Origin of the sequence: Lactobacillus delbrueckii subsp. bulgaricus, assembly GCF_046938665.1 — a bacterium.
In the GTDB taxonomy this organism is placed as follows: Bacteria; Bacillota; Bacilli; order Lactobacillales; family Lactobacillaceae; genus Lactobacillus; species Lactobacillus delbrueckii_C.
The window spans coordinates 19,468-38,580 of record NZ_JBKZCD010000007.1 but is presented as its reverse complement, the minus strand read 5'-3'; the positions used below and the strand labels follow the sequence as shown (position 1 = coordinate 38,580).

Sequence of the window (19,113 nt, the reverse complement as noted above, 5' to 3'; positions counted from 1 at the left end):
TTTACCTAAAAAAAGAACTCGGAAAAATCCGAGTTCTTTTATTTGAGAAAATTAGTTCTTTTGGTCAACTGGCTTCTTCCAAAAGCCCATCATCAAAGCAGCGACGATTGAGCCGACAGCTACGGCGCCCAGGTAGCCCAGCCAGTTGCTGGACAAAGCGATAACCCAGAAACCACCGTGAGGTGCTGGCACGCCGACGTGCCACAGACCTACCAGGGCCCCGCCGACAGCACTGCCGACGATTGATGAAACGATAACGTGCAGCGGGTCAGCACTGGCGAATGGGATAGCCCCTTCAGTGATGAAGGAGAAGCCCAGGATCCAGTTGGAAACACCGGCCCGGCGTTCATCTTCAGTAAACTTGTTCTTGAAGAAAGTAGTTGCGATGGCAGTCGCGAATGGTGCTACCATACCACCAACCATGACAGAAGCCATCAAGATGGCTGAAGTCTTGGAAGTCGGGTCGTTGGCAAAGGCACCTGAAGCGAAGACGTAAGCGGCCTTGTTGAAAGGACCACCCATGTCGATACTCATCATACCGGCCAAAACCGTGGTCAAGAGAACCAGGTTGCCAGTGCCCATGCCGTTCAGGAAGTTGGTAATAACCGCGTTCAAGGCACCGAAGACCGGGTTGATGATGTAGTACATGATCAAGGCTACGAGGAGCAGACCAAAGATTGGGTAAAGAAGCATTGGCTTCATACCTTCAACGTTCTTCGGCAGCTTAGCGAAGAGCTTCTTGAGACCCAGGATCAGGTAACCGGCGATGAAACCAATGGCAATCCCGCCCAGGAAGCCGGCTGGTGAAGCAGCCTTAGCGTTGACGTTAACAGCATAAGAGCCGCCCAAGGAAGAGTTGGTGATTGAGGCCATGAAACCACCGACGAAACCTGGCATCAAGGCTGGCAGGTCACCGATTGATTCAGCGATGTAGCCGGCCAGAACCGGAACCATGAAGGCGAAGGCCAGGTTACCAGCACTGTTCAAGAAGATGAAGGCCGGGCTCTTGGCACCACCCATGTATTGTTCAACCAGGAAGGAGATGGCCATCAAGATACCACCACCGATAACGAACGGAAGCATGTGAGAAATACCGCTCATCAGGTGCCGGTAGATAGTTGACCATACGCTGCCGTCGCTTGCAGCTGAGCTTTCGCTGGCTTCACCAGCTTCGGCATGGTAAACGCTACCCTTGCCGGACAGGATGTCGTCAACCAGTTGGTCTGGCTTGTTGATCCCGTCAACAACTGGGTGCTTAACCAGTTCCTTGCCGTCAAAGCGGGCCATCTTGACCTGCTTGTCGGAAGCGATGATAACACCCTTAGCCCGCTTGATTTCGTCAGCAGTCAATTCGTGCTTAACGCCTTCTGAACCGTTGGTTTCAATCCGGACTTCAACGCCGCGCTTTTCACCGGCCTTGATCAGGGCTTCTTCAGCCATGTAAGTGTGGGCGATCCCGTTGATGCAGGCAGTAACGCCGACGATCAATGGCTTTTCATCACTAGCTGCCTTAGCTTCCGCTTCCTTCTTAGCGGCCAGCTTGGCTTCGCGTTCAGCGTCTTCCTTGTCCTTGTCAGCTTCTGCCTGGCTGAAGAGGTCGATAACTTCGTCAGCCGTCTTAGCTGCCTTCAGCTTTTCAACCAGGTCAGGGTTGATCAAGAGGCTGCTCAGCTTAGCCAGGGCTTGCAAGTGGGTATTGTCCGCACCGGCTGGGGCAGTGATCATGAAGAAGAGGTGGACTGGCTGCTGGTCTAATGAGTCGAAGTCCACGCCCTTTTCACTCTTGGCAAAAAGCACCCGGGCCTTGTTAATGTATTCGTTTCTGGCGTGAGGCATGGCAATCCCGCCACCGATCCCGGTAGTGGATTCCTTTTCCCGGGCCCAGATGGATTCAACGAACTTTTCCTTGTTGTTGACGATGCCCGTAGCTACTTCCAAGTCGGCCATTTCGTTGATGGCTTCATCCTTGGTGGTAGCCTGCAAGTCCATAATCATGGATTCTGGGCTCAAAATATCTTTAATCCGCATCTTGTTTCCCTCAGTTACTAAAAAATACTCTGTTACTTCTTGTTCCCTTTATTCAACGACGTCGATCTTGATTTGCGGCAATACGGCGTCGATTTGGCTCTTGACCGCGATGTCTTCAGTGAAAGCCGTAGCCCCGCCGCAGGCGCTGCCGACCCGGAGGCCTTCAGCCGCGTCGTGCTTTTCAAACCAGGTGCCAACGAAACCGGCAATCATGGAGTCCCCGGCGCCAACTGAGTTGACCGCCGTACCCTTGGCCGCGTTGGCGTGGTAGACGTGGTCAGCAGTTACCAGGTAAGCACCTTCGCCAGCCATGGAGATCATGACGTTTTGCGCGCCCAGCTTCTGCAGCTTCTTGGCTGCTTCCAGCATGTCGGCAGTTGATGAGAAGCTGGTGTCAAAGAGGTCAGCCAGTTCGTGGTGGTTTGGCTTGATAACCAATGGATTGAACTTCAAAGTACGCAGCAGGGCTTCGCCAGTCGTGTCAACGACGAATTCCGCCCCCTTTTCCCGGATCAAAGGCAAAAGGCTTTCGTAGAAGTCAGTTGGCAGGCTTGGAGCCAGGCTACCGCTCAAAACAACGACGTCGCCTGCTTCCAGGTCGTCCAGGCGGGACTTGAAGGCTGCGACTTCCTGGTCGGTAATGTCCGGGCCAGCCGCGTTGATTTCAGTTTCTTCCTGGGCGTGGATCTTAACGTTCACCCGGGTGTCGTCACTGATTCTTACGAAGTCGCTGTTGATCTTCTTGACGTTCAATTGGCGGATCAATTCTTCGCCGGTAAAGCCACCGACAAAGCCCCAGGCAGTGTTATCCACGCCTAATTGGTTAAGAATCTGGGAAACGTTGATCCCCTTGCCCCCAGCTAAGAACTGGGTGTCGCTTGACCGGTTGGTCTCCCCGTCCTTGACTTCTGGCAGTTGCAGAACGTAGTCCAAAGCTGGGTTGACAGTCACGGTGTAAATCATTATTCAGCCTCCTCAAGTTGAATATTTACTGGCAACTTCTCCCGGTCGCCAGCCGCCAGGCGGCTGATGATGGTCACCTGGTCGGTCTTGGCGAATTCGGCAAAAGTTACCGCGTTAAATTTGCTGCGGTCGATTAAAACGAAAGCCTGCTGGCTTTGCTGGATAGCCGTCCTTTTCACGGCAGCTTCCTCAGTGTCCGGCGTGGTTAAAAAGCCGGCCGGGCTCAGGGCGTTGGCTCCAATGAAAGCCGCGTTGAAGTTCAGCTCCTGCAGGCGGGAGACAGTGGTCGCGCCAATGGCCGCGTGGGTCTGCCGCTTGACATGGCCGCCCAAAAGGCAGCAGTCAATTCCAGCGTCAGTCAAGGCCAGGGCCGTTTCCAGGCCGTTGGTCACCACGTGCAGGCCGCTGATCTCTTTTAAAAAGGGAACCATTTCATAAACGGTCGTCCCCGCGTCTAAAAAGAGATAGTCGTGCGGGTGGACCTTCCTGGCGGCCAGGCGGGCAATGGCCAGCTTGTCATCCTTGTTCAGATTAAAGCGGATCTGCTGGGCCACATCCTGGCCAAAAGTCTGCAGGCTCTGCGCTCCGCCGTGGACCCGTTTAAGCAGGCCCCGGTCTTCCATTTCACTCAGATCGCGTCTGATCGTCGACTCGGATGTCGAGGTCAAGCGGCAAAGTTCCGTTACGCGGCAAATCTGATGTTCGTCTACATAATGGGCAATCATTTGTTGCCGCTCTTCCGTCAGCATCTTTATCTCACCTCATTATCTATTGTAAAGGCTTTCTCAATCAAAAGCAATCATTTTCCGTCAAAAATGAGCGATTTTCCTAAAAAATTGACTGTTTTTGACTGAATGCTAAAAATCAAGCAAAAAAGACCAGGAAACCCTGGTCTTTTATTTAGTCATATAGATATTTCTGGCAGGCCTGGCGGGGGTCTTGCCCGTTTCTGATCGCCAGAGCCAGTTCGATCGACACGTCAGCGATGATCGACTGGGGGTCGATAACCTGGTAAGGGTGGTCCGGTGCCTGCTCCTGGGCTAAGGAAAGTTCCGTACAGCCCAGCAGGATCACGTCGCAGCCATATTCGTCGTGCATCTTGCGGAGGATCTCATGGTAGAGCTCCTTGTCGACGATCCCCTTCTCCTTGATGTCCCGGTAGATCAACTCCGTCACCATCGGCTGGATCTCGGGGCCGCCGAATTCAACTTCCCGGCCCACCCGGTGGATCTCATCTTCATAAAGGTGGTCGTAAATTGACCCTTCAGTCGCGATCAAGCCGATCTTGGGACTGTTTGGAAACTGGTCGACATATTGGTGCACGGCAATCCGCATCATGTGCAGGAAGGGAATGTCGGTCAAAGCCGCCAGGTCGTCATAAAAGTAGTGGGCCGTGTTGCAGGGCATGACCATGAAGTCCGGCCCCAGCTTGGCCTGGCCTAAAACATCTTCTTTAAGCGCATTGAAAAAATTCGGCTGGCTGTGGTCCTTGATGTAGGCCGTCCGGTCTGGCACCTGGGCATCATTGACCAGGATGTAGTTTAAGTAGTCCTGGTCCTTGCTGATCTTGACCCGGTGGTTGATCAAGCGGACATAGCTTTCGGTCGCGATGGTCCCCATCCCGCCAATAATGCTAAAGAAATGCTTCACTAAATATCAATCCTTACTTTTCTAATTCCTGGACCACCTGCCGGGCGATAACAATGTCGCCGGCATATGGGGTGTCTACCCCGCGGATCTTCTGGAAGGCGTCAGCCCCCTTGCCGCAGAGCAGGACCACGTCGTCCGGGCCAGCTTCGGAAATAGCTTCCTTGATGGCCTTCTCCCGGTCCAGTTCGATAACCGTTTCACACTTGGAGTGGTCGATCCCGGCATCGATTTCCTCGCAGATGTCCTGGGCATTTTCAAAGCCAGGGTCGTCCGTGGTCAGGTAGGCCTTGTCAGCTTCCGCCGTCAAGCTTTCGCTGAAGCCCGGCCGGCGGGAAATCCCCTTGTCCCCAGGCGCGCCGACCACGACGATAACCCGGGGGTTGGTGAATTCCCGGCGCATGAACCGCATCAAAGCCAGCATGGAGGCCTTGTTGTGGGCATAGTCCACCACAATCAAGCCGTGCTTTTGGGTCGTGACAGTTTCCATCCGGCCTGGGATGGTCACGTGCCGGATCCCCTTGGCGCAGTCTTCATAGCTCATCCCGGCCAGGCCAGCCCCGATGATGGCGCCGGTTGCGTTGGTTTCGTTGAAGTCGCCGATCATCTGCAGAGTGTATTCACCAGAGATTGGCAGCTTGTGGGCCTTGCTTGAAGCCGTAGTCAAGGTGAACTTGGTTTCAGCCAGGTCAGTTTCCACGGACTTGTAGCGGAAGTCGATCGGCTTCTTCAGATCCGGGTTTTCAAAGCCGTCCCGGGCAAACAGGTAGATGCTGTCCGGGTTGGTCGTGGTCGTCGCTGCCGCGTAAACATCAGCGAAGCGGTCGGTTTCCGCGTTGATGATGCACTTGCGGGAGTTGACCAAAAGCTGCAGCTTGCAGTGGAGGTAGTCCTCAAAGTTCGGGTGCTCGTTGACCCCGATGTGGTCCGGGCTGATGTTCAAGAAGAAGCCCAGGTCGTAGGTCAAGCCAAAGACCCGGCTCTTCTTGTAGGCTTGGGATGACACTTCCATAACCATGTGGGTCATGCCGTTGTCAACTGCCCGCCGCATGTCTCTGAACAAGTCCAGTGATTCCGGCGTGGTCAAGCTGGACTTGAAGGTGTCTTCCGGAGCCGGCCCGAGGATGTTGTTGACTGAGGACAAAAGAGCAGTCCGGCCGCCGTTGAGCTGGTCCAGCATCCCCTTTAAGAAGTAGGCGGAAGTGGTCTTGCCCTTGGTCCCGGTAAAGCCAACCAGGAAGAGGTCGTCTTGCGGGAAGCGGTAGAAGGCAGCTGACAAAAGGGCCATCGCCTTGGACACGTTGCGGACGATCAAGGCGTGCATCCCCGTGCCTTCCGGGTATGGCTGCTCAGCCACGTAGGCAATTGCCCCGTTTTCCTTGGCCATGGTCAGGTAGGTTGGCCGGAAGCCTGCCCCCTTGCAGAAGAAGAGGCTGTTGTTCTGGACGTCACGTGAGTCATAAGAAACTGCCTCCATTCTGGTCTGGACAGTGTCCTGGACGGCACTGGACTTGAGCAGGTGGTGTTCTTTTAAGATTAAAATACAGGTGTTTAATGAGATGCTCATTTTTACTCCTCACTGTCAATTAAGATTCAGTTCAAATTATACCACAGGTCTAAGAGCGAAGTTGTTTGCCTGGGGATCCCGGGGCAAGAGAATGATGAAACTGGTCCAATCCTTGTTTGATTCACAGCGGATCGTCCCCCCGTGCAGCTCAACGACCCCCTGGACAATGGACAGGCCTAAGCCCGTGCCCCCGGTCTTGGTATTGCGCGAGCTTTCCACCCGGTAGAAGCGGTCAAAAATCTTCTTCAATTTGTCCTTGGGAATCGGTTCCCCATTATTCTCCACCCGCAGCTCAACCTGCTCGTGGTTGATCAAATTGGCTACCAGGTTGATCCGGCTGGCCCCAGCCGCGTACTTTAAGGCATTGGAGATCAAGTTGTTGTAGACCCGGACCAGCTTTTCCACGTCGGCGTTGACGATCAAGTCATCCGGCCGAGCCTTGACGATAAAGGCAATGCCCTTCTTCTCCGCTTCCAGCTCAAAGCCGGCCGCCACCTGCTCCATCATGCCCTTGATATTGATCGGGGTCACGTTCAGCTTGGTCTTGGTCGACTTCAAGGTGGTGTACTCAAAAAGGTCATTGGCCAGGGACTTCATCTGCTCAGCCTTGTCATAGGCAATATTGATGTACTTGAGCATGTCCTCCTGGCTGGTCACAGCCCCGTTCTTCAGCAGGCCCAGGTAGCCGATGATGCTGGTCAAAGGGGTCCGGATATCGTGGGAAACATTGGTGATCAGTTCGTCTTTGGACTGCTCGATCGCTTTTTCTTCATTGATCGCCCCCACGGTTGAGTCAACCAGGGAGTTGATGGAATCGATCACCTTCTGCATGTCGGTGTTGACGCTGAAGGAAATCCGGTGGTCAAAGTGGCCGTTGGCAATATAGTGCAATTCGGAAATGATGTGCCGCAGCTGCATCTGGTGGTAGCGGCGGATTAAGCGCCAGTACAAGACGATGACGTCAGCGATCCCCATCAAAATGATCCCGATTCTTTCCCAGGACCAGATATGGTAGCCCGGTCCGATCGTCATGGTCTTTTTCAAAAAATAAATGCCGTTGACCAGGCTCTTGTCCTGCAGAACCGCTAAATGGTAGAGGATGATGACGGACATATTCAAGAGCAGCATGATGATGACCGTCACCACGCCTTCAGCAAAAAGCTCGCTCTTCTCAGCCGCGGTCAGCTTGACCCGGGGCCGCTTGCCCTGAACGACTTGTTTTTCTTTGTCTTGCTTAGGCTTCAACCTTGTAACCTACACCCCATACAGTCTTGATGACTTCTTCGCCGTCGGTGGCCTTCTGGATCTTGTCCCGCAAGTGGGAAACGTGAACCATGACCGTCTTGGCGCTGACAATGGACTCTTGCTGCCAAACCCGCTCGAAGATCTCATCAGCTGAGAAGACCCGGTTGGGGTGGCTGGCCAAAAGGTAAAGAATGCCGAATTCCAGGGCTGTCAGCTGGATTTCCTTACCTTCAACCGTCTTGACCTCATGGGAGTCCTTGTTGATGATCAGAGGCCCGACTTCCAAAACGTCAGGCTCCTCTTCCTTGACTTGCTTCTGGCTGCGGCGCAAAAGGGACCGGACCCGGGCCATGACTTCCAGGGGGTTGAAAGGCTTGGACACGTAGTCGTCGGCCCCGGTGATCAGGCCCTGGATCTTATCCATGTCGCCAGTCTTGGCGCTGACGATGATAATCGGAATGTCAGAATCCTTGCGAACTTCCTTGACCACATCGATGCCTGACATGTTCGGCATCATCACGTCCAGAATCATCAAGGCGATATCCGGCGTGGTTGAGAGCTTGGTCAAAGCTTCCTTGCCATTGTAGGCGGCAAGCGGCTCATAGCCTTCGTTCTTCAAATAAATGCTTAAGAGTTCCACGATTTCGTGGTCATCATCGACAACGAGAATTTTCATTTGCAAAACCTCTTCTATTCCAAACTTATCTATCCTATATTGTACCTTTTATTTTAACCAATATACCAAAAAGAGCGTACTTTGACGTACGCTCTGACTTGGATTTTAGCAAAACATAAGATTCGCTCTTATTGGATTTCTTTTTTGCCGGTGTAGAGCTCGTAGTAGTAGCCCTGCTTGGCCAGAAGCTGGTCGTGGTTGCCGGCTTCCAGGACCCGGCCGTGGTCCAGGACCATGATCAAGTCGGAGTTGACGATGGTGGACAGACGGTGGGCGATAACAAAGCTGGTCCGGCCAGCCAAAAGGTTGTCCATCCCGGTTTGCACCAGGCGCTCAGTCCGGGTATCGATGGAACTGGTGGCTTCGTCCAGGATCATGACCGGCTTGTCAGCGATCATGGCCCGGGCGATGGAGAGAAGCTGCAGCTGCCCCTGGGAGAGGTCGCTGCCGCCCCCGTCGATCACCGTTTCATAGCCGTCATCCAGGTCATGGATGAACTCGTCGGCCCGGGCCAGGCGGGCTGCCTGGTAGACGTCGTCATCTGAGGCGTCAGGCCGGCCGAAGCGGATGTTTTCCATGATGTTGCCGGTAAACATGTGGGTTTCCTGCAAGACGATGGAGACAGACTTGCGGAGGTCATCCTTCTTGATGTCCTTGATGTCGATCCCGTCGTAAGTGATCGTGCCGGAATTGATTTCATAGAAGCGGTTGATCATGCTGGAAATGGTGGTCTTCCCGGCCCCCGTTTCCCCGACCAGGGCCACCTTCATGCCCGGCTTGGCTTCAAGGGAAATGTCGTGCAGGATCTGCTTGCCTGGCACATAGCCGAAGTTGACGTGGTCAAAGACGATGTGGCCCTTGACTGGCACGTACTTAAAGCCGTTTTCGGTCGGTATCTTCCACTGCCAGGCATTCTTGACGCCCGGCTTTTCTTCGATAGTTACCTGGCCGTCGTCGACTTCAACTTTTTCATCCAGGACCTGGAAAATCCGCCGGGCCCCGGCAATGGCCAGGACAATAGCGTTCAGCTGCTGGGAGATCTGGGCGATCGGCATGATGAAGCCCTTGGACAGCTGCATGAAGGAAGCCAGGGCCCCCAAGGTCAGCGGAATGTTGCCGGCTAAGATTGCCGCCCCGCCGAGCAAGGCGATCAAAACGTAGAGCAGGTTGCCGATATTGCCCATGATTGGGAACAAGATGGTGGCATAGGTGTTGGCCTTGCTTGAGGCAATCCGCAGCTGGTCATTGTAGCGGTCAAAGTCGGCCTTGGCTTCCGGTTCATGGGAGAAGACCTTGATGACCTTCAAGCCGTTAAGCATTTCTTCGTTGTAGCCGTTGACCGTCCCCACAGTCTTCTGCTGCTGGTCAAAGTAATAGCTGGACTTGCCGGTCAAGTAGCGGACAACGCCTAAGGACAGGAGAACCACTACCAGGGAAACCAGGGTCAATTGCCAGCTGAGGTAGAACATCCCCGCCAAAACGAAGACTACTGAAAAGACAGAGTTAGCGAACATCGGCAGGGCCTGGGAGATCATCTGCATCAAGGTGTCGATGTCGTTAGTGTAGCGAGACATGATGTCGCCGTATTCGTTCTGGTCAAAAAAGGCGATCGGCAGCCGCTGCATGTGGGTAAACATTTCATTTCTGATTTGCTTTTGCACCTGCTGGGACAAGACCATCATCAGCAAGGTGAAAAGGTAGTTGGCGACCAGACCGATGGCGTAAACGCCGGCCATGAGCAAAACCGCGTGAGCCAGAGGGCCGAAGTCCGGGCTCTTTTGCTTAAGCATGGGCGTGATGTAGCGGTCGATAACCTGTTCAATGAACAAGGAGCCGGCAACGGAAGCCGCCGCGCTGATGATCACGGAGACCAGGGAGATAATCAAAGACGCCGGGCTAACCCGGTAGACGTATTTCAGCAGACGGATCAAGGTCTGCATTTGTGATGGTTGCTGAGCTTGTTTTTTAGTCATCGATTATCACCTACTTGCTGTTTTCTTCCTGGAACTTGGCGATGGATGAGTACAAGTCGTTGCGCTTGATCAGTTCATCGTGGGTTCCGACGTCTTCGATCTTTCCGTGGTTCATGACCACGATCCGGTCGGCATCCTTGATGGAGACGATCCGCTGGGAAATGATGATCTTGGTCGTTTCCGGCAGGTCCCGCTTCAAGGCTTCCCGGATTTCCCGTTCAGTCTTGGTGTCGACGGCACTGGTGGAGTCGTCCAGGATCAGGATCTTCGGCTTCTTCAACAGGGCCCGGGCGATCGTGATCCGCTGCTTTTGCCCACCGGAAACATTGTTGCCGCCTTGTTCGACCATGGTGTCATAGCCGTCCGGCATTTCCCGGATAAAGCCGTCAGCGTGGGCAATCTTGGCTGCCCGGACGATTTCCTCGTCGCTGGCCTTTTCATTCCCCCACTTGAGGTTGTCCTTGATAGTACCGGAGAAAAGGACATTCTTTTGCAAAACGACCGCCACGTTGTCGCGCAGGGTCTTAAGATCGTAAGAGCGCACGTTGTGACCGCCGACTCTGACTGCCCCGCCGGTCACGTCGTAAAGGCGGGGAATCATGGAAATCAAGGTTGACTTGGAAGACCCGGTTTCCCCGATAATCCCCAAAGTTTCCCCGGACTTGATCCGCAGGTCAATATCCTTTAAGGCATAGTGGGCATCTTCCTTGTCGTACTTGAAGTCAACGTGGTCAAAAACGATTTCCCCGTTGGTCACGCTCGTCAAAGGTGACTTGGCCGGGTTGACAATAGTCGGCTTGGCCGTCAAGACGTCAGCCACCCGGTGCCCGCTTGACTGGGCCATCATCAGCTGGGTGAAGATCATGGACAGGATCATCAAGGACATCAAGATGGACATGGTGTAAGAGAACATGGAAACCAGCTGGCCGGTTGCCAGTTGATGGCCCACGATCAGTTTTGCCCCGAACCAGGACAGGGCCAGCATAACAGCATCGATCATTAGGGTCATGACCGGGCCGTTGAAGGCCATGATAAACATGGCCCGGCTGAAGAGCTTGTAGATCTTGCTGGTGGACTTTTCAAAGTTCTCGATCTGCTCTTCTTCGTGGACGTAAGTCTTGACTTCCCGGACCCCGCGGATGTTTTCCCGGACCTTCCGGTTCAGTTCGTCATAGGCCCGGAAGATTCTCGGGAAGTATGGCCGGGCATTCTTGATGATCAAGATCATGGCCAGAGCCAAAACCGGAACAGCCACGAGGAAGACCAGGGTCAGTCTCCAGCTGATCGAAGCGGCCATGAACAGGGAAATGAGCATCATGAACGGAGCCCGGACGGCCATTCTGATGCTCATCTGATAGGCCTGCTGGATGTTGTTGGTGTCGGTCGTCAGCCGGGTCACCAGACTGGCGCTGGAGAACTTATCAATATTTTCAAATGAAAAGTCCTGCATGTGATAGAACATGTCCTGGCGGAGGTTGGCGGTAAAGCCGGCTGCCGCGTGGGCTGAGAAGTAGCTGGCACTAGCCCCCAGGACCAGGGAGACCAGGGTCAGCAGGATGGTGAACAACCCCATCTTGCGCACGTAGTCCATGTCACCCTTGTTGATCCCGTTGTCAATCAAGAGCCCCATGATATATGGGATATACATTTCAATGAAGACCTCGACAACCACGCACAAAGGAGACAAGAGCGTCTCTTTTTTGTACTGGCGGACGGACTTCAGTAAAGTCTTAAGCATTAATGACCTCCCTCTTTTACTGCTCATCGCTTTTATTAAAAAATCGTCAAACAAAAAAATAGATGCTAAGCATCTATTTATTTTATACTTATCAGCTTATTTATTTTACACCCATTAGGATTAAAAAGCACGCTATTGATTTACTTTTTCTTCATGGTCAGCTTGTCCGGGCTAAGGGAGGTCCCTTCAATCCCGTAGTGACGGCGAACCAGCCAGCGGATCCCGTAAGCAATAGCGGCCACCAGGATGTCAGCCCAGCCGGGCAGAACCGGGTTGATGACGGACAAGGCCGGAATTGAGAGGACAAAGACGATCAGCATGATGATCAAAAGTGACCCCAAAAGGCCCCAGATCACCTTGCCCCAGGCCGGCTTGCCGGTCTTCGGGTCAGGCTGCATCCAGGTGTTGTATTTGGTGAAGTACCAGCCCATGGCCAGACCCATCACGATCAAGGTCAGGATCCCGGAACCGGAGGAAGTAGACTTGCTGTTGTCCGTGAACAATTGCAGGATCCCAAACAGAACCGTCAGCATAGCCGTGTAGAAGAGGGCCCCATCCAGGGCTACCAGCTTGTCCGGGACCCTTTCCGGCTTAACGACCGGGTGCAGGATCTGGCTGGCCTTCAGCTTAGGCGCGGCGCCAAACAAAACGTTGGCCGGCTGCCCCTTGATCTGGGCGTCGTAGATTTCCGGCAAAAGGCCGTCGATCTGGGCGTCAGCGTCGCCTTCGCTCATGCCGCCGGCAACCAGTTCCTTCTTCAAGCGGTAGATGTAGTCCTTGTTCTTGTTGGACAATTTCCCCCGGAGTTCTTCCGGCTTCTCCTGCTTGATGCTTTCCGTCTTGGCTTCTGCCTGCCCCTGCTTTTGCAGCTTGGCTTGAGAAGCGTTCTTAACTTGCTTTTCTTCGCTCACTTCTGTCTCCCGCCTTATACGTTAAATCTGAATTCGATGATGTCGCCGTCCTGGACTTCGTATTCCTTGCCTTCCAGGCGGACTCTGCCGGCTTCCTTGATCTTCTGCATGCTTTCGTACTTGTCCAGGTCTTCGAAGGAAACGACTTCGGCCCGGATGAAGCCCCGTTCAAAGTCGGAGTGGATGACCCCGGCGACTTGCGGTGCCTTCATGCCCTGGTGGAAGGTCCAGGCCCGGGTTTCCTTGCCCCCGGCCGTAAAGAAGGTTCTGAGGCCCAGCAGGTGGTAGGCAGCCCGGATCAAGCGGTCCAAACCGGATTCTTCAACCCCTTCAGCCGCCAGCATTTCTGCCTTTTCTTCATCGTCCAGGCCGGCAATTTCTTCTTCGATAGCCGCGGAGATGCCCAGGCAGCCAGCCCCTTCCTTGTCGGCGTGGGCCTTGACGATTTGGTAGTACTTGTCGCTTTCCGGATCAGCCATGGATTCTTCCGCGATGTTGGCCACGTAGATGACCGGCTTGGAAGTCAGGAGGAAGAGGCCCTTGACGATCTTGGCTTCGTCATCAGTGAACTTGATGGACCGGACCGGGTCGCCGGCTTCCAAAACTGGCTTGATCTTTTGCAGGACATTGTATTCAGCCATGGCTTCCTTGTCCTTTTGCTGGGCCATCTTCTGCACCTTGCCAATCCGGCGGTCAACTGAGTCCAGGTCAGCGTAGATCAGTTCCAGGTTGATGGTGTCGATGTCTTCTTCCGGGTCAACCTTGCCGGAGACGGAAGTGATGTTTTCATCGTCAAAAGCCCGGACCACGTGCACGATGGCGTCAGTTTGGCGGATGTTTTCCAGGAACTTGTTGCCCAGGCCTTCACCCTTGGAAGCCCCCTTGACCAAACCGGCAATGTCGGTGAATTCAAAAGTCGTGTGGACAACCTTCTTGGCCGGGATCAGTTCCTGGATTCTGGCCAGGCGCTTGTCCGGCACTTCAACCATCCCCACGTTCGGTTCAATGGTCGCGAATGGGTAGTTAGCCATTTCCGCGCCCGCCTTGGTAATTGCGTTAAACAGAGTTGACTTGCCGACGTTTGGCAAACCGACGATACCAGCAGTTAAAGCCATATTTTGTAATTCCTCTTTCTTGTTTTTTCTTGCTTGCGTGTTTAATTCTTGGCCTTTTGGCCAGATTAGTCAATGCCTAGCCGAAATTTGGCCGGGCGATGTCTTCCTTGGCCACGTAAAAATCGTTCTTCAAGTTGACGGGATCATTGCTCTTGGCCAGGAGCTTCTTGACCTTCTTGTTGAAGTCAGCCCGCGGCATCATGACGACGTGCCCGCAGCCCATGCATTTGAGGCGGATGTCGGCGCCCAGGCGCAGGACCTCCCAGTTGTTGGTCTGGCAAGCGTGGGGCTTCTTCATTTCAACCGTGTCCGCCAAGTCAAAAGTAATATTTTTAGTCATCGAGATTCACACCTAACAAATCCAGAATCCGGTTCAGTTCATCCGGGGAAGCAAAGTCAATTGACAAGTGTCCCTTCCCCGTCTTGTTTTCCGTAATGCTTACCGGCGAGCCGAACTTGGCGGCCAGCTGGCTTTCGCTGGCCCGCACGAAGGCTGACTTGCCGGCATTCTTTTTCTTCTGCTTCTGCCCGCGCTCGTTCATCTTGGCGACCAGCGCCTCGACCTTGCGGACCGGCATCCCTTCCTTAACCACTCGCTTGGCCAGTTCATCGATCCTGTCCTTGTCCTTTAAGCCCAGAAGGGTTCTGGCCTGGCCCATGGACAATTCCCCTCTTTGCAAAAGGCCCTTGGTCTTCTGCGGCAAGGTGAGCAGGCGGAGGTAGTTGGTGATGTAAGGGCGGGACTTGCCCATCTTCTTGGAAACCTCTTCCTGGGTCAAGCCCAGGTTCTTTTGCAGCATTTCATAAGCCTGGGCTTCTTCCAAAGGAGTCAGGTCTTCCCGCTGCAGGTTTTCCAAGATGGCCACTTCCATCATCTGGCTTTCGTCAAACTGGCGGATGATGGCCGGGATGGTGGCCTGGCCGGCTAATTCGGAAGCCCGGCAGCGGCGCTCGCCGGCGATGATCTCGTAGCCGCCGACTGACCGGCGGACGATGATCGGCTGCAGGACCCCGTTTTCCTTGATGGATTCAGCCAGTTCAGCCAGCTTCTTTTCGTCGAAGTTCTTCCGTGGCTGGTAAGGGTTAGGCCGGACTTCTGCCAAAGGCAGGTCTTCAATTTCCTCGGCCGGCTTTACCTGGGGCTCTTCTTCAAAAAGCGCCCCCAAGCCCCGGCCCAGGCCGCCCTTCTTCTTTTCCTGTTTTTTATTTCTTGAGTCTCTTGCCATGAGCCTTCAGCACCTCTTTTGCTAAGTCATCATAAACCTTGGCCCCGCGCGAACTTGGCGCGTATTCCGTGATTGCCTCCCCGTAGCTTGGCGCTTCAGCCAGCTTGGTGATCCGCGGGATGATCGTCTTGTAGACCCGGTCGCCGAAATATTCCTTGACCTGCTGGACCACGTCGGCCCCCAGGTTGGTCCGGGCATCCAGCATGGTCAGCAAGACCCCTTCCACGCCCAAGTCCTTGTTGAAGTGCTTCTGGACTAAGCGGATGGTGTTGAGCAGCTGGCTCAATCCTTCCATGGCATAGTATTCACTTTGGACCGGAATCAAAATCGACTGGCTGGCCGTAAAAGCGTTGATGGACAACTGCCCCAAAGAAGGAGGACAGTCGATAAAGACGAAGTCGTACTTGTCGCCCAGGTCTTCAATAGCCCCCTTCAAGCGGGTTTCCCGGGCCATCATGCTGATCAGCTCGGTTTCCGCCCCGGCCAGGTTGATCGTGGCCGGCACGATGTCCAGCTTCTTGCTGCTGGTCGGCTTGATGGCTGAGGCGATCGGGATTTCATCGATCAGGACATTGTAGATGTCGTACTCGATGGTCGACTTCTCAATCCCCAAGCCTGAGGTGGCATTGCCCTGCGGGTCAATGTCGACAATCAATACCTTGTAGCCTCTTTTAGCAATGGAAGCGGCCAAATTGATGGTCGTCGTGGTTTTGCCAACGCCGCCCTTCTGGTTGGCGACTGCGATGACGCTGCCCATGCTAGTCCTCCTTCTTCTTTCTCTGATTCTTCATCACGATAGTAATCTGGTACTCATCCGGGCTCTTCGCCTCAGTAACCTTGACTTTCACGCCGGACTCCTTGGCCAGTTTAACCGCCTGCTTGATCGTGTTAATCTGCAGCTGCATGTCCCGGCCATAGCGGACCACCGCCTTTTTCTTAACGGCTGGCTTAGGATTGGCCAGCTTGGCCGCCCGCTCTTCCGTCTCTTTCACGCTGAGACCTTTTTCGACAATCTCTTCAGCCAATTTAACCTGGTCCTCTTCGCTTAAGCCCAAAATGGCCCGGCCATGGCGGGCGCTGAGCTCGCCTTTGGCCAGATACTCTTGGACGGGTTCTGCCAGCTTGAGCAGGCGGAGCTTGTTAGCCACGTAGGACTGGGACTTGCCGATGTCCTGGGCCAGCTGGGTCTGGGTCAAGTCGTTGAGCTGCATCAGCTGCTCATAAGCCTGGGCCTCATCGATTGGATTCAGGTTTTCCCTTTGCAGGTTTTCGATCAAGGCCAAAGAAGCGGTTTGCTGGTCATCAAGATTGTTCACGATCGCTGGGATCTTTTCCCAGCCCAGGCTTTTGGCCGCCCGGAAGCGGCGCTCGCCGGCAATAATTTCGTATTCGCCCTGGTCCTGGCGGACAATGATCGGCTGCAAGAGCCCTTCTTCTTGCAAGGTCTGGGCGAGCTGCTGGATGGAATCGTCGCTAAAAGTCCTTCTTGGCTGGTAGCGGTTCGGATGGATTTCCGCTAAAGGCAGGTCTTGGACCTGCTTGTTTTGGGGAATTTCATTTCGATGGAAAAAACCAAAAGCCATTTGGGCACCTCCAAAAAACTACAAAGGTTTCCGGTTTGGCGTGCCTGCCTGGCGCGGGTACTTGCCCGGAGTTGCCTTGACCTTGTCAACCAGGACGAGGGTCCGCTCTTCAGCGCTGCCTGGCAGGGTGAAGACCCGGCTGAAGACAGCTTCGCCGCCCAATTTCTCCAGGGCACTCTTGGCGTCTTCCAATTCTTCGTCAGCCCGCGGCCCCTTTAAAGCCAGGAACTTGCCGCCGACTTTGGCCAGGGGCAGGCAGTATTCGCTCAAAACACTCATTCTGGCCACAGCCCGGGCAGTTACCAGGTCAAACTTCTCCCGGTAGTCCGGGTTTTGTCCCACATCTTCAGCCCGGCCGTGCACCAGGTTCACGCCTTCGATGCCCAGCTTCTCCAGCAAGTCAGACAAGAAGTTCAGCCGCTTGCCTAAAGAGTCAACGATGGTGACTTCCAGGTCCGGGCGGAGGATCTTGATTGGTAGTGACGGAAAGCCGGCTCCGGCCCCGACATCGCAGAGCTTTGCCCCTTCAGCAAAGACCTCTGGCCAGAGCAGGAGCGGAGTCACGCTATCGTAGAAATGCTTGAGGTAGACCTCGTCTTCGTCCGTGATCCGGGTAAGGTTGACATGTTCGTTGACCCGGACCAATTCCTTAAAATATGTTTTAAATTGTTGCTCTTGGACAGGAGACAACTTAAAATTATATTTTGACAATGTTTCTGCAAAAAGTTCAGGATTCATTCTTTCACCTGTGAAACCGTGTTTCACACCCTTAAATGTAACGCAAAAAGCAATCTTGCGCAAAAAAATGTTACACAAACTATCTTAACAATTATGGATTATTTTTGCTTGAAGGTCAAAAAGAATCCATGGAAAATTACAGCTAAAAACAAAGGATATTAAAGATGCTCTTAGTTATTTTCGTCATTCTCTACATCGCCTGGCAGACCTACAAAGGCTACCATGTAGGTTTCTCCAAGCGGATCGTCAATTTGATCTTCGCCGGTCTGGTCTTCATGCTGGCCATCATGCTGCAGAATCCGGTCGGCAACCTGATCTACACCCAGTTCGTCCAGGGGCAGGCGGGCGACTCCAGCCTGGTCCTGCAGGCCTGCCGCTTCGGGGCCTTCTTCGCCCTCTTCTTCATCCTCAAGCAGGTGGCCAAGATCTTCAAGGCCTGGCTGCCCGCCCAGGAGACCAAGACTGGTTTCACGGCCACTTTGGACCACACGGCCGGGGCCATCGTTTCTTTCGTGGCCTCCTACTTCTTCATGTACGTGGTCTTGTCCATCCTCAACTCAGTCGGCGTCAGCCAGCTGAGCCAGCTGATCAGCGATTCCCAATTGCTCAGTTTCATCGTCAATGACACGCCCGGTCTGTCAACCGGGGTCTTCAAGACTCTCTTCAGCGTCAGCCGGACCACGGCCTAAGGAAAAAGCAGCTTCACCAGAAGGTGAGGCTGCTTTTGCTTTACTTTAGTAATCCAGGCCGACCTTTTTCACCCGTTCATCGTTATAAACGTAAACGGCGCCTAAGCGGCGGTCATTGACCCAGTTGGCAATTGGCTGGCCGGCAAAGAAGCAGCGCTTGCACTCGATTTCCGCGTCAACGGAATTCTTGGTGAAGGTCGTCACCCCGGCGATGTTGGTTTCCACCGGGTAGCCGGTCCGGGAGTCGATCAAGTGGTGGTACTTGTGCCCGTCCACTTCCAAAAAGCGCTCGTAAGTCCCGCTGGTGACCACGGAGCATTCCGGGATCATCATGGCCGTGATGTTTTCTCCCCGCGGCTTCAAAGGATCCTGGACGCCGACCGTCCACATCCCGTTGGCCCGCTTCGGGCAAGGGTTGACGAAGAGGACATTGCCGCCCAGGTTGATGATGCCGGCTTCGACCCCATAGGCCCGCCAGAGGTCCCGGATCCGGTCGGCCGTCCAGCCCTTGGCGATCCCGCCCAGGTCCAGCTCCATGCCTTCCTGCTTCAAAAAGACCGTGTGGTCATCGTCATTTAATTCGACCATCCAAGGGTCGATCAGCTTCATTTTCTCCTGGATTTCCGCGTCACTTGGCACGTGGGCATCCTGAAAGCCGATGGACCAGAGCTTGACCAGGGGGCCGATTAAGGCGTTGAAGCCGAAGTTTTCCCGGCTGGTCTCAACGGCCAGCTTGATCAAGCCGTAAACGCTGCTGGAGACCTGGACAGGCTCTTTCCCCGCCTGGTCGTTGACCCGGGTGACTTCGGACAGGCCGTAGCGGGGGTGGTCCGGCTTGCGGTTGACCGTCAGCAGGTCTTCAAAGTGGTCGATCAGGGCCTTGGTCTGGTCCAGAATCTTTTCCGGGTCTTCCCTTGCCCCGTAGATCTGCAGGCTGATGTGGGTCCCCATGGCCTTGTGCTGGGCCATGACTTGGTCAGTTGATATGTATTTGATGATTCCCATTTTTAAAAT

18 protein-coding genes are annotated in these 19,113 nt (G+C 54.2%); 1 reads left to right on the top strand and 17 read right to left on the bottom strand.

Annotation, left to right across the window (positions count from 1 at the left end; all coding sequences use genetic code 11):
- Nucleotides 1–51 precede the first annotated feature (51 nt).
- The 16 genes from ACLUXO_RS05220 to rsmG form a co-directional block, all read right to left on the bottom strand.
- Nucleotides 52–2,028 carry a PTS fructose transporter subunit IIABC gene (locus ACLUXO_RS05220; protein WP_412136624.1) on the bottom strand — a complete coding sequence of 659 codons (1,977 nt, stop codon included), beginning with the start codon at nucleotides 2,026–2,028 and terminating at the stop codon, nucleotides 52–54.
- Between the two features lie 48 nt (nucleotides 2,029–2,076).
- Entirely contained in the window at nucleotides 2,077–2,991 is a 915-nt protein-coding gene (gene pfkB, locus ACLUXO_RS05215; protein WP_412136623.1) for a 1-phosphofructokinase, read from the bottom strand.
- Entirely contained in the window at nucleotides 2,991–3,740 is a 750-nt protein-coding gene (locus ACLUXO_RS05210; RefSeq protein WP_412136622.1) for a DeoR/GlpR family DNA-binding transcription regulator, read from the bottom strand. The genes pfkB and ACLUXO_RS05210 overlap by 1 nt, the downstream gene beginning before the upstream one ends.
- A gap of 151 nt (nucleotides 3,741–3,891) precedes the next feature.
- The gene (locus ACLUXO_RS05205) at nucleotides 3,892–4,641 is read right to left on the bottom strand and encodes an aspartate/glutamate racemase family protein (protein WP_003613284.1); all 750 of its coding nucleotides are present in this window, start codon (nucleotides 4,639–4,641) and stop codon (nucleotides 3,892–3,894) included.
- A gap of 13 nt (nucleotides 4,642–4,654) precedes the next feature.
- Complete coding sequence (locus tag ACLUXO_RS05200; RefSeq protein WP_412136621.1) at nucleotides 4,655–6,205, bottom strand: UDP-N-acetylmuramoyl-L-alanyl-D-glutamate--2,6-diaminopimelate ligase; 1,551 nt, start codon at nucleotides 6,203–6,205, stop codon at nucleotides 4,655–4,657.
- Between the two features lie 36 nt (nucleotides 6,206–6,241).
- Nucleotides 6,242–7,450, bottom strand: a complete 1,209-nt coding sequence (locus ACLUXO_RS05195; protein WP_412136620.1) for a sensor histidine kinase — start codon at nucleotides 7,448–7,450, stop codon at nucleotides 6,242–6,244.
- Nucleotides 7,440–8,126: a response regulator transcription factor gene (locus ACLUXO_RS05190; RefSeq protein WP_412136619.1), complete on the bottom strand. Its 687-nt coding sequence runs from the start codon at nucleotides 8,124–8,126 to the stop codon at nucleotides 7,440–7,442. Before ACLUXO_RS05190 ends, ACLUXO_RS05195 begins: the two co-directional genes overlap by 11 nt.
- Nucleotides 8,127–8,254: 128 nt before the next feature.
- Nucleotides 8,255–10,099 carry an ABC transporter ATP-binding protein gene (locus ACLUXO_RS05185; protein ID WP_412136618.1) on the bottom strand — a complete coding sequence of 615 codons (1,845 nt, stop codon included), beginning with the start codon at nucleotides 10,097–10,099 and terminating at the stop codon, nucleotides 8,255–8,257.
- Nucleotides 10,100–10,109: 10 nt separating this feature from the next.
- Nucleotides 10,110–11,837, bottom strand: a complete 1,728-nt coding sequence (locus ACLUXO_RS05180) for an ABC transporter ATP-binding protein (protein WP_412136617.1) — start codon at nucleotides 11,835–11,837, stop codon at nucleotides 10,110–10,112.
- 140 nt (nucleotides 11,838–11,977) lie between these two features.
- Nucleotides 11,978–12,748, bottom strand: coding sequence for a DUF1129 family protein (locus tag ACLUXO_RS05175; protein WP_412136616.1), 771 nt, complete (start codon nucleotides 12,746–12,748; stop codon nucleotides 11,978–11,980).
- A 14-nt stretch (nucleotides 12,749–12,762) separates the two neighbouring features.
- Nucleotides 12,763–13,863 carry a redox-regulated ATPase YchF gene (gene ychF / locus ACLUXO_RS05170; RefSeq protein ID WP_002879521.1) on the bottom strand — a complete coding sequence of 367 codons (1,101 nt, stop codon included), beginning with the start codon at nucleotides 13,861–13,863 and terminating at the stop codon, nucleotides 12,763–12,765.
- A 76-nt stretch (nucleotides 13,864–13,939) separates the two neighbouring features.
- Nucleotides 13,940–14,203, bottom strand: coding sequence for a DUF951 domain-containing protein (locus ACLUXO_RS05165; RefSeq protein WP_050952965.1), 264 nt, complete (start codon nucleotides 14,201–14,203; stop codon nucleotides 13,940–13,942).
- Nucleotides 14,196–15,089, bottom strand: coding sequence for a ParB/RepB/Spo0J family partition protein (locus ACLUXO_RS05160; RefSeq protein WP_003624700.1), 894 nt, complete (start codon nucleotides 15,087–15,089; stop codon nucleotides 14,196–14,198). The genes ACLUXO_RS05165 and ACLUXO_RS05160 overlap by 8 nt, the downstream gene beginning before the upstream one ends.
- Nucleotides 15,067–15,846 (bottom strand): ParA family protein, encoded by a 780-nt coding sequence (locus ACLUXO_RS05155; RefSeq protein WP_003621113.1) that lies wholly within the window; start codon nucleotides 15,844–15,846, stop codon nucleotides 15,067–15,069. The genes ACLUXO_RS05160 and ACLUXO_RS05155 overlap by 23 nt, the downstream gene beginning before the upstream one ends.
- A 1-nt stretch (nucleotide 15,847) precedes the next feature.
- The gene (noc, locus tag ACLUXO_RS05150; protein ID WP_412136615.1) at nucleotides 15,848–16,672 is read right to left on the bottom strand and encodes a nucleoid occlusion protein; all 825 of its coding nucleotides are present in this window, start codon (nucleotides 16,670–16,672) and stop codon (nucleotides 15,848–15,850) included.
- An 18-nt stretch (nucleotides 16,673–16,690) separates the two neighbouring features.
- Nucleotides 16,691–17,410, bottom strand: coding sequence for a 16S rRNA (guanine(527)-N(7))-methyltransferase RsmG (gene rsmG / locus ACLUXO_RS05145; RefSeq protein WP_412136614.1), 720 nt, complete (start codon nucleotides 17,408–17,410; stop codon nucleotides 16,691–16,693).
- A 164-nt stretch (nucleotides 17,411–17,574) separates the two neighbouring features.
- On the opposite strand from rsmG, the gene ACLUXO_RS05140 reads away from it, so the two are divergent.
- Nucleotides 17,575–18,099: a CvpA family protein gene (locus ACLUXO_RS05140; protein WP_412136613.1), complete on the top strand. Its 525-nt coding sequence runs from the start codon at nucleotides 17,575–17,577 to the stop codon at nucleotides 18,097–18,099.
- A 45-nt stretch (nucleotides 18,100–18,144) separates the two neighbouring features.
- Here ACLUXO_RS05140 and ACLUXO_RS05135 read toward each other — a convergent pair whose 3' ends face one another.
- Entirely contained in the window at nucleotides 18,145–19,104 is a 960-nt protein-coding gene (locus tag ACLUXO_RS05135) for an FAD:protein FMN transferase (RefSeq protein ID WP_412136612.1), read from the bottom strand.
- Between the last annotated feature and the right edge of the window lie 9 nt (nucleotides 19,105–19,113).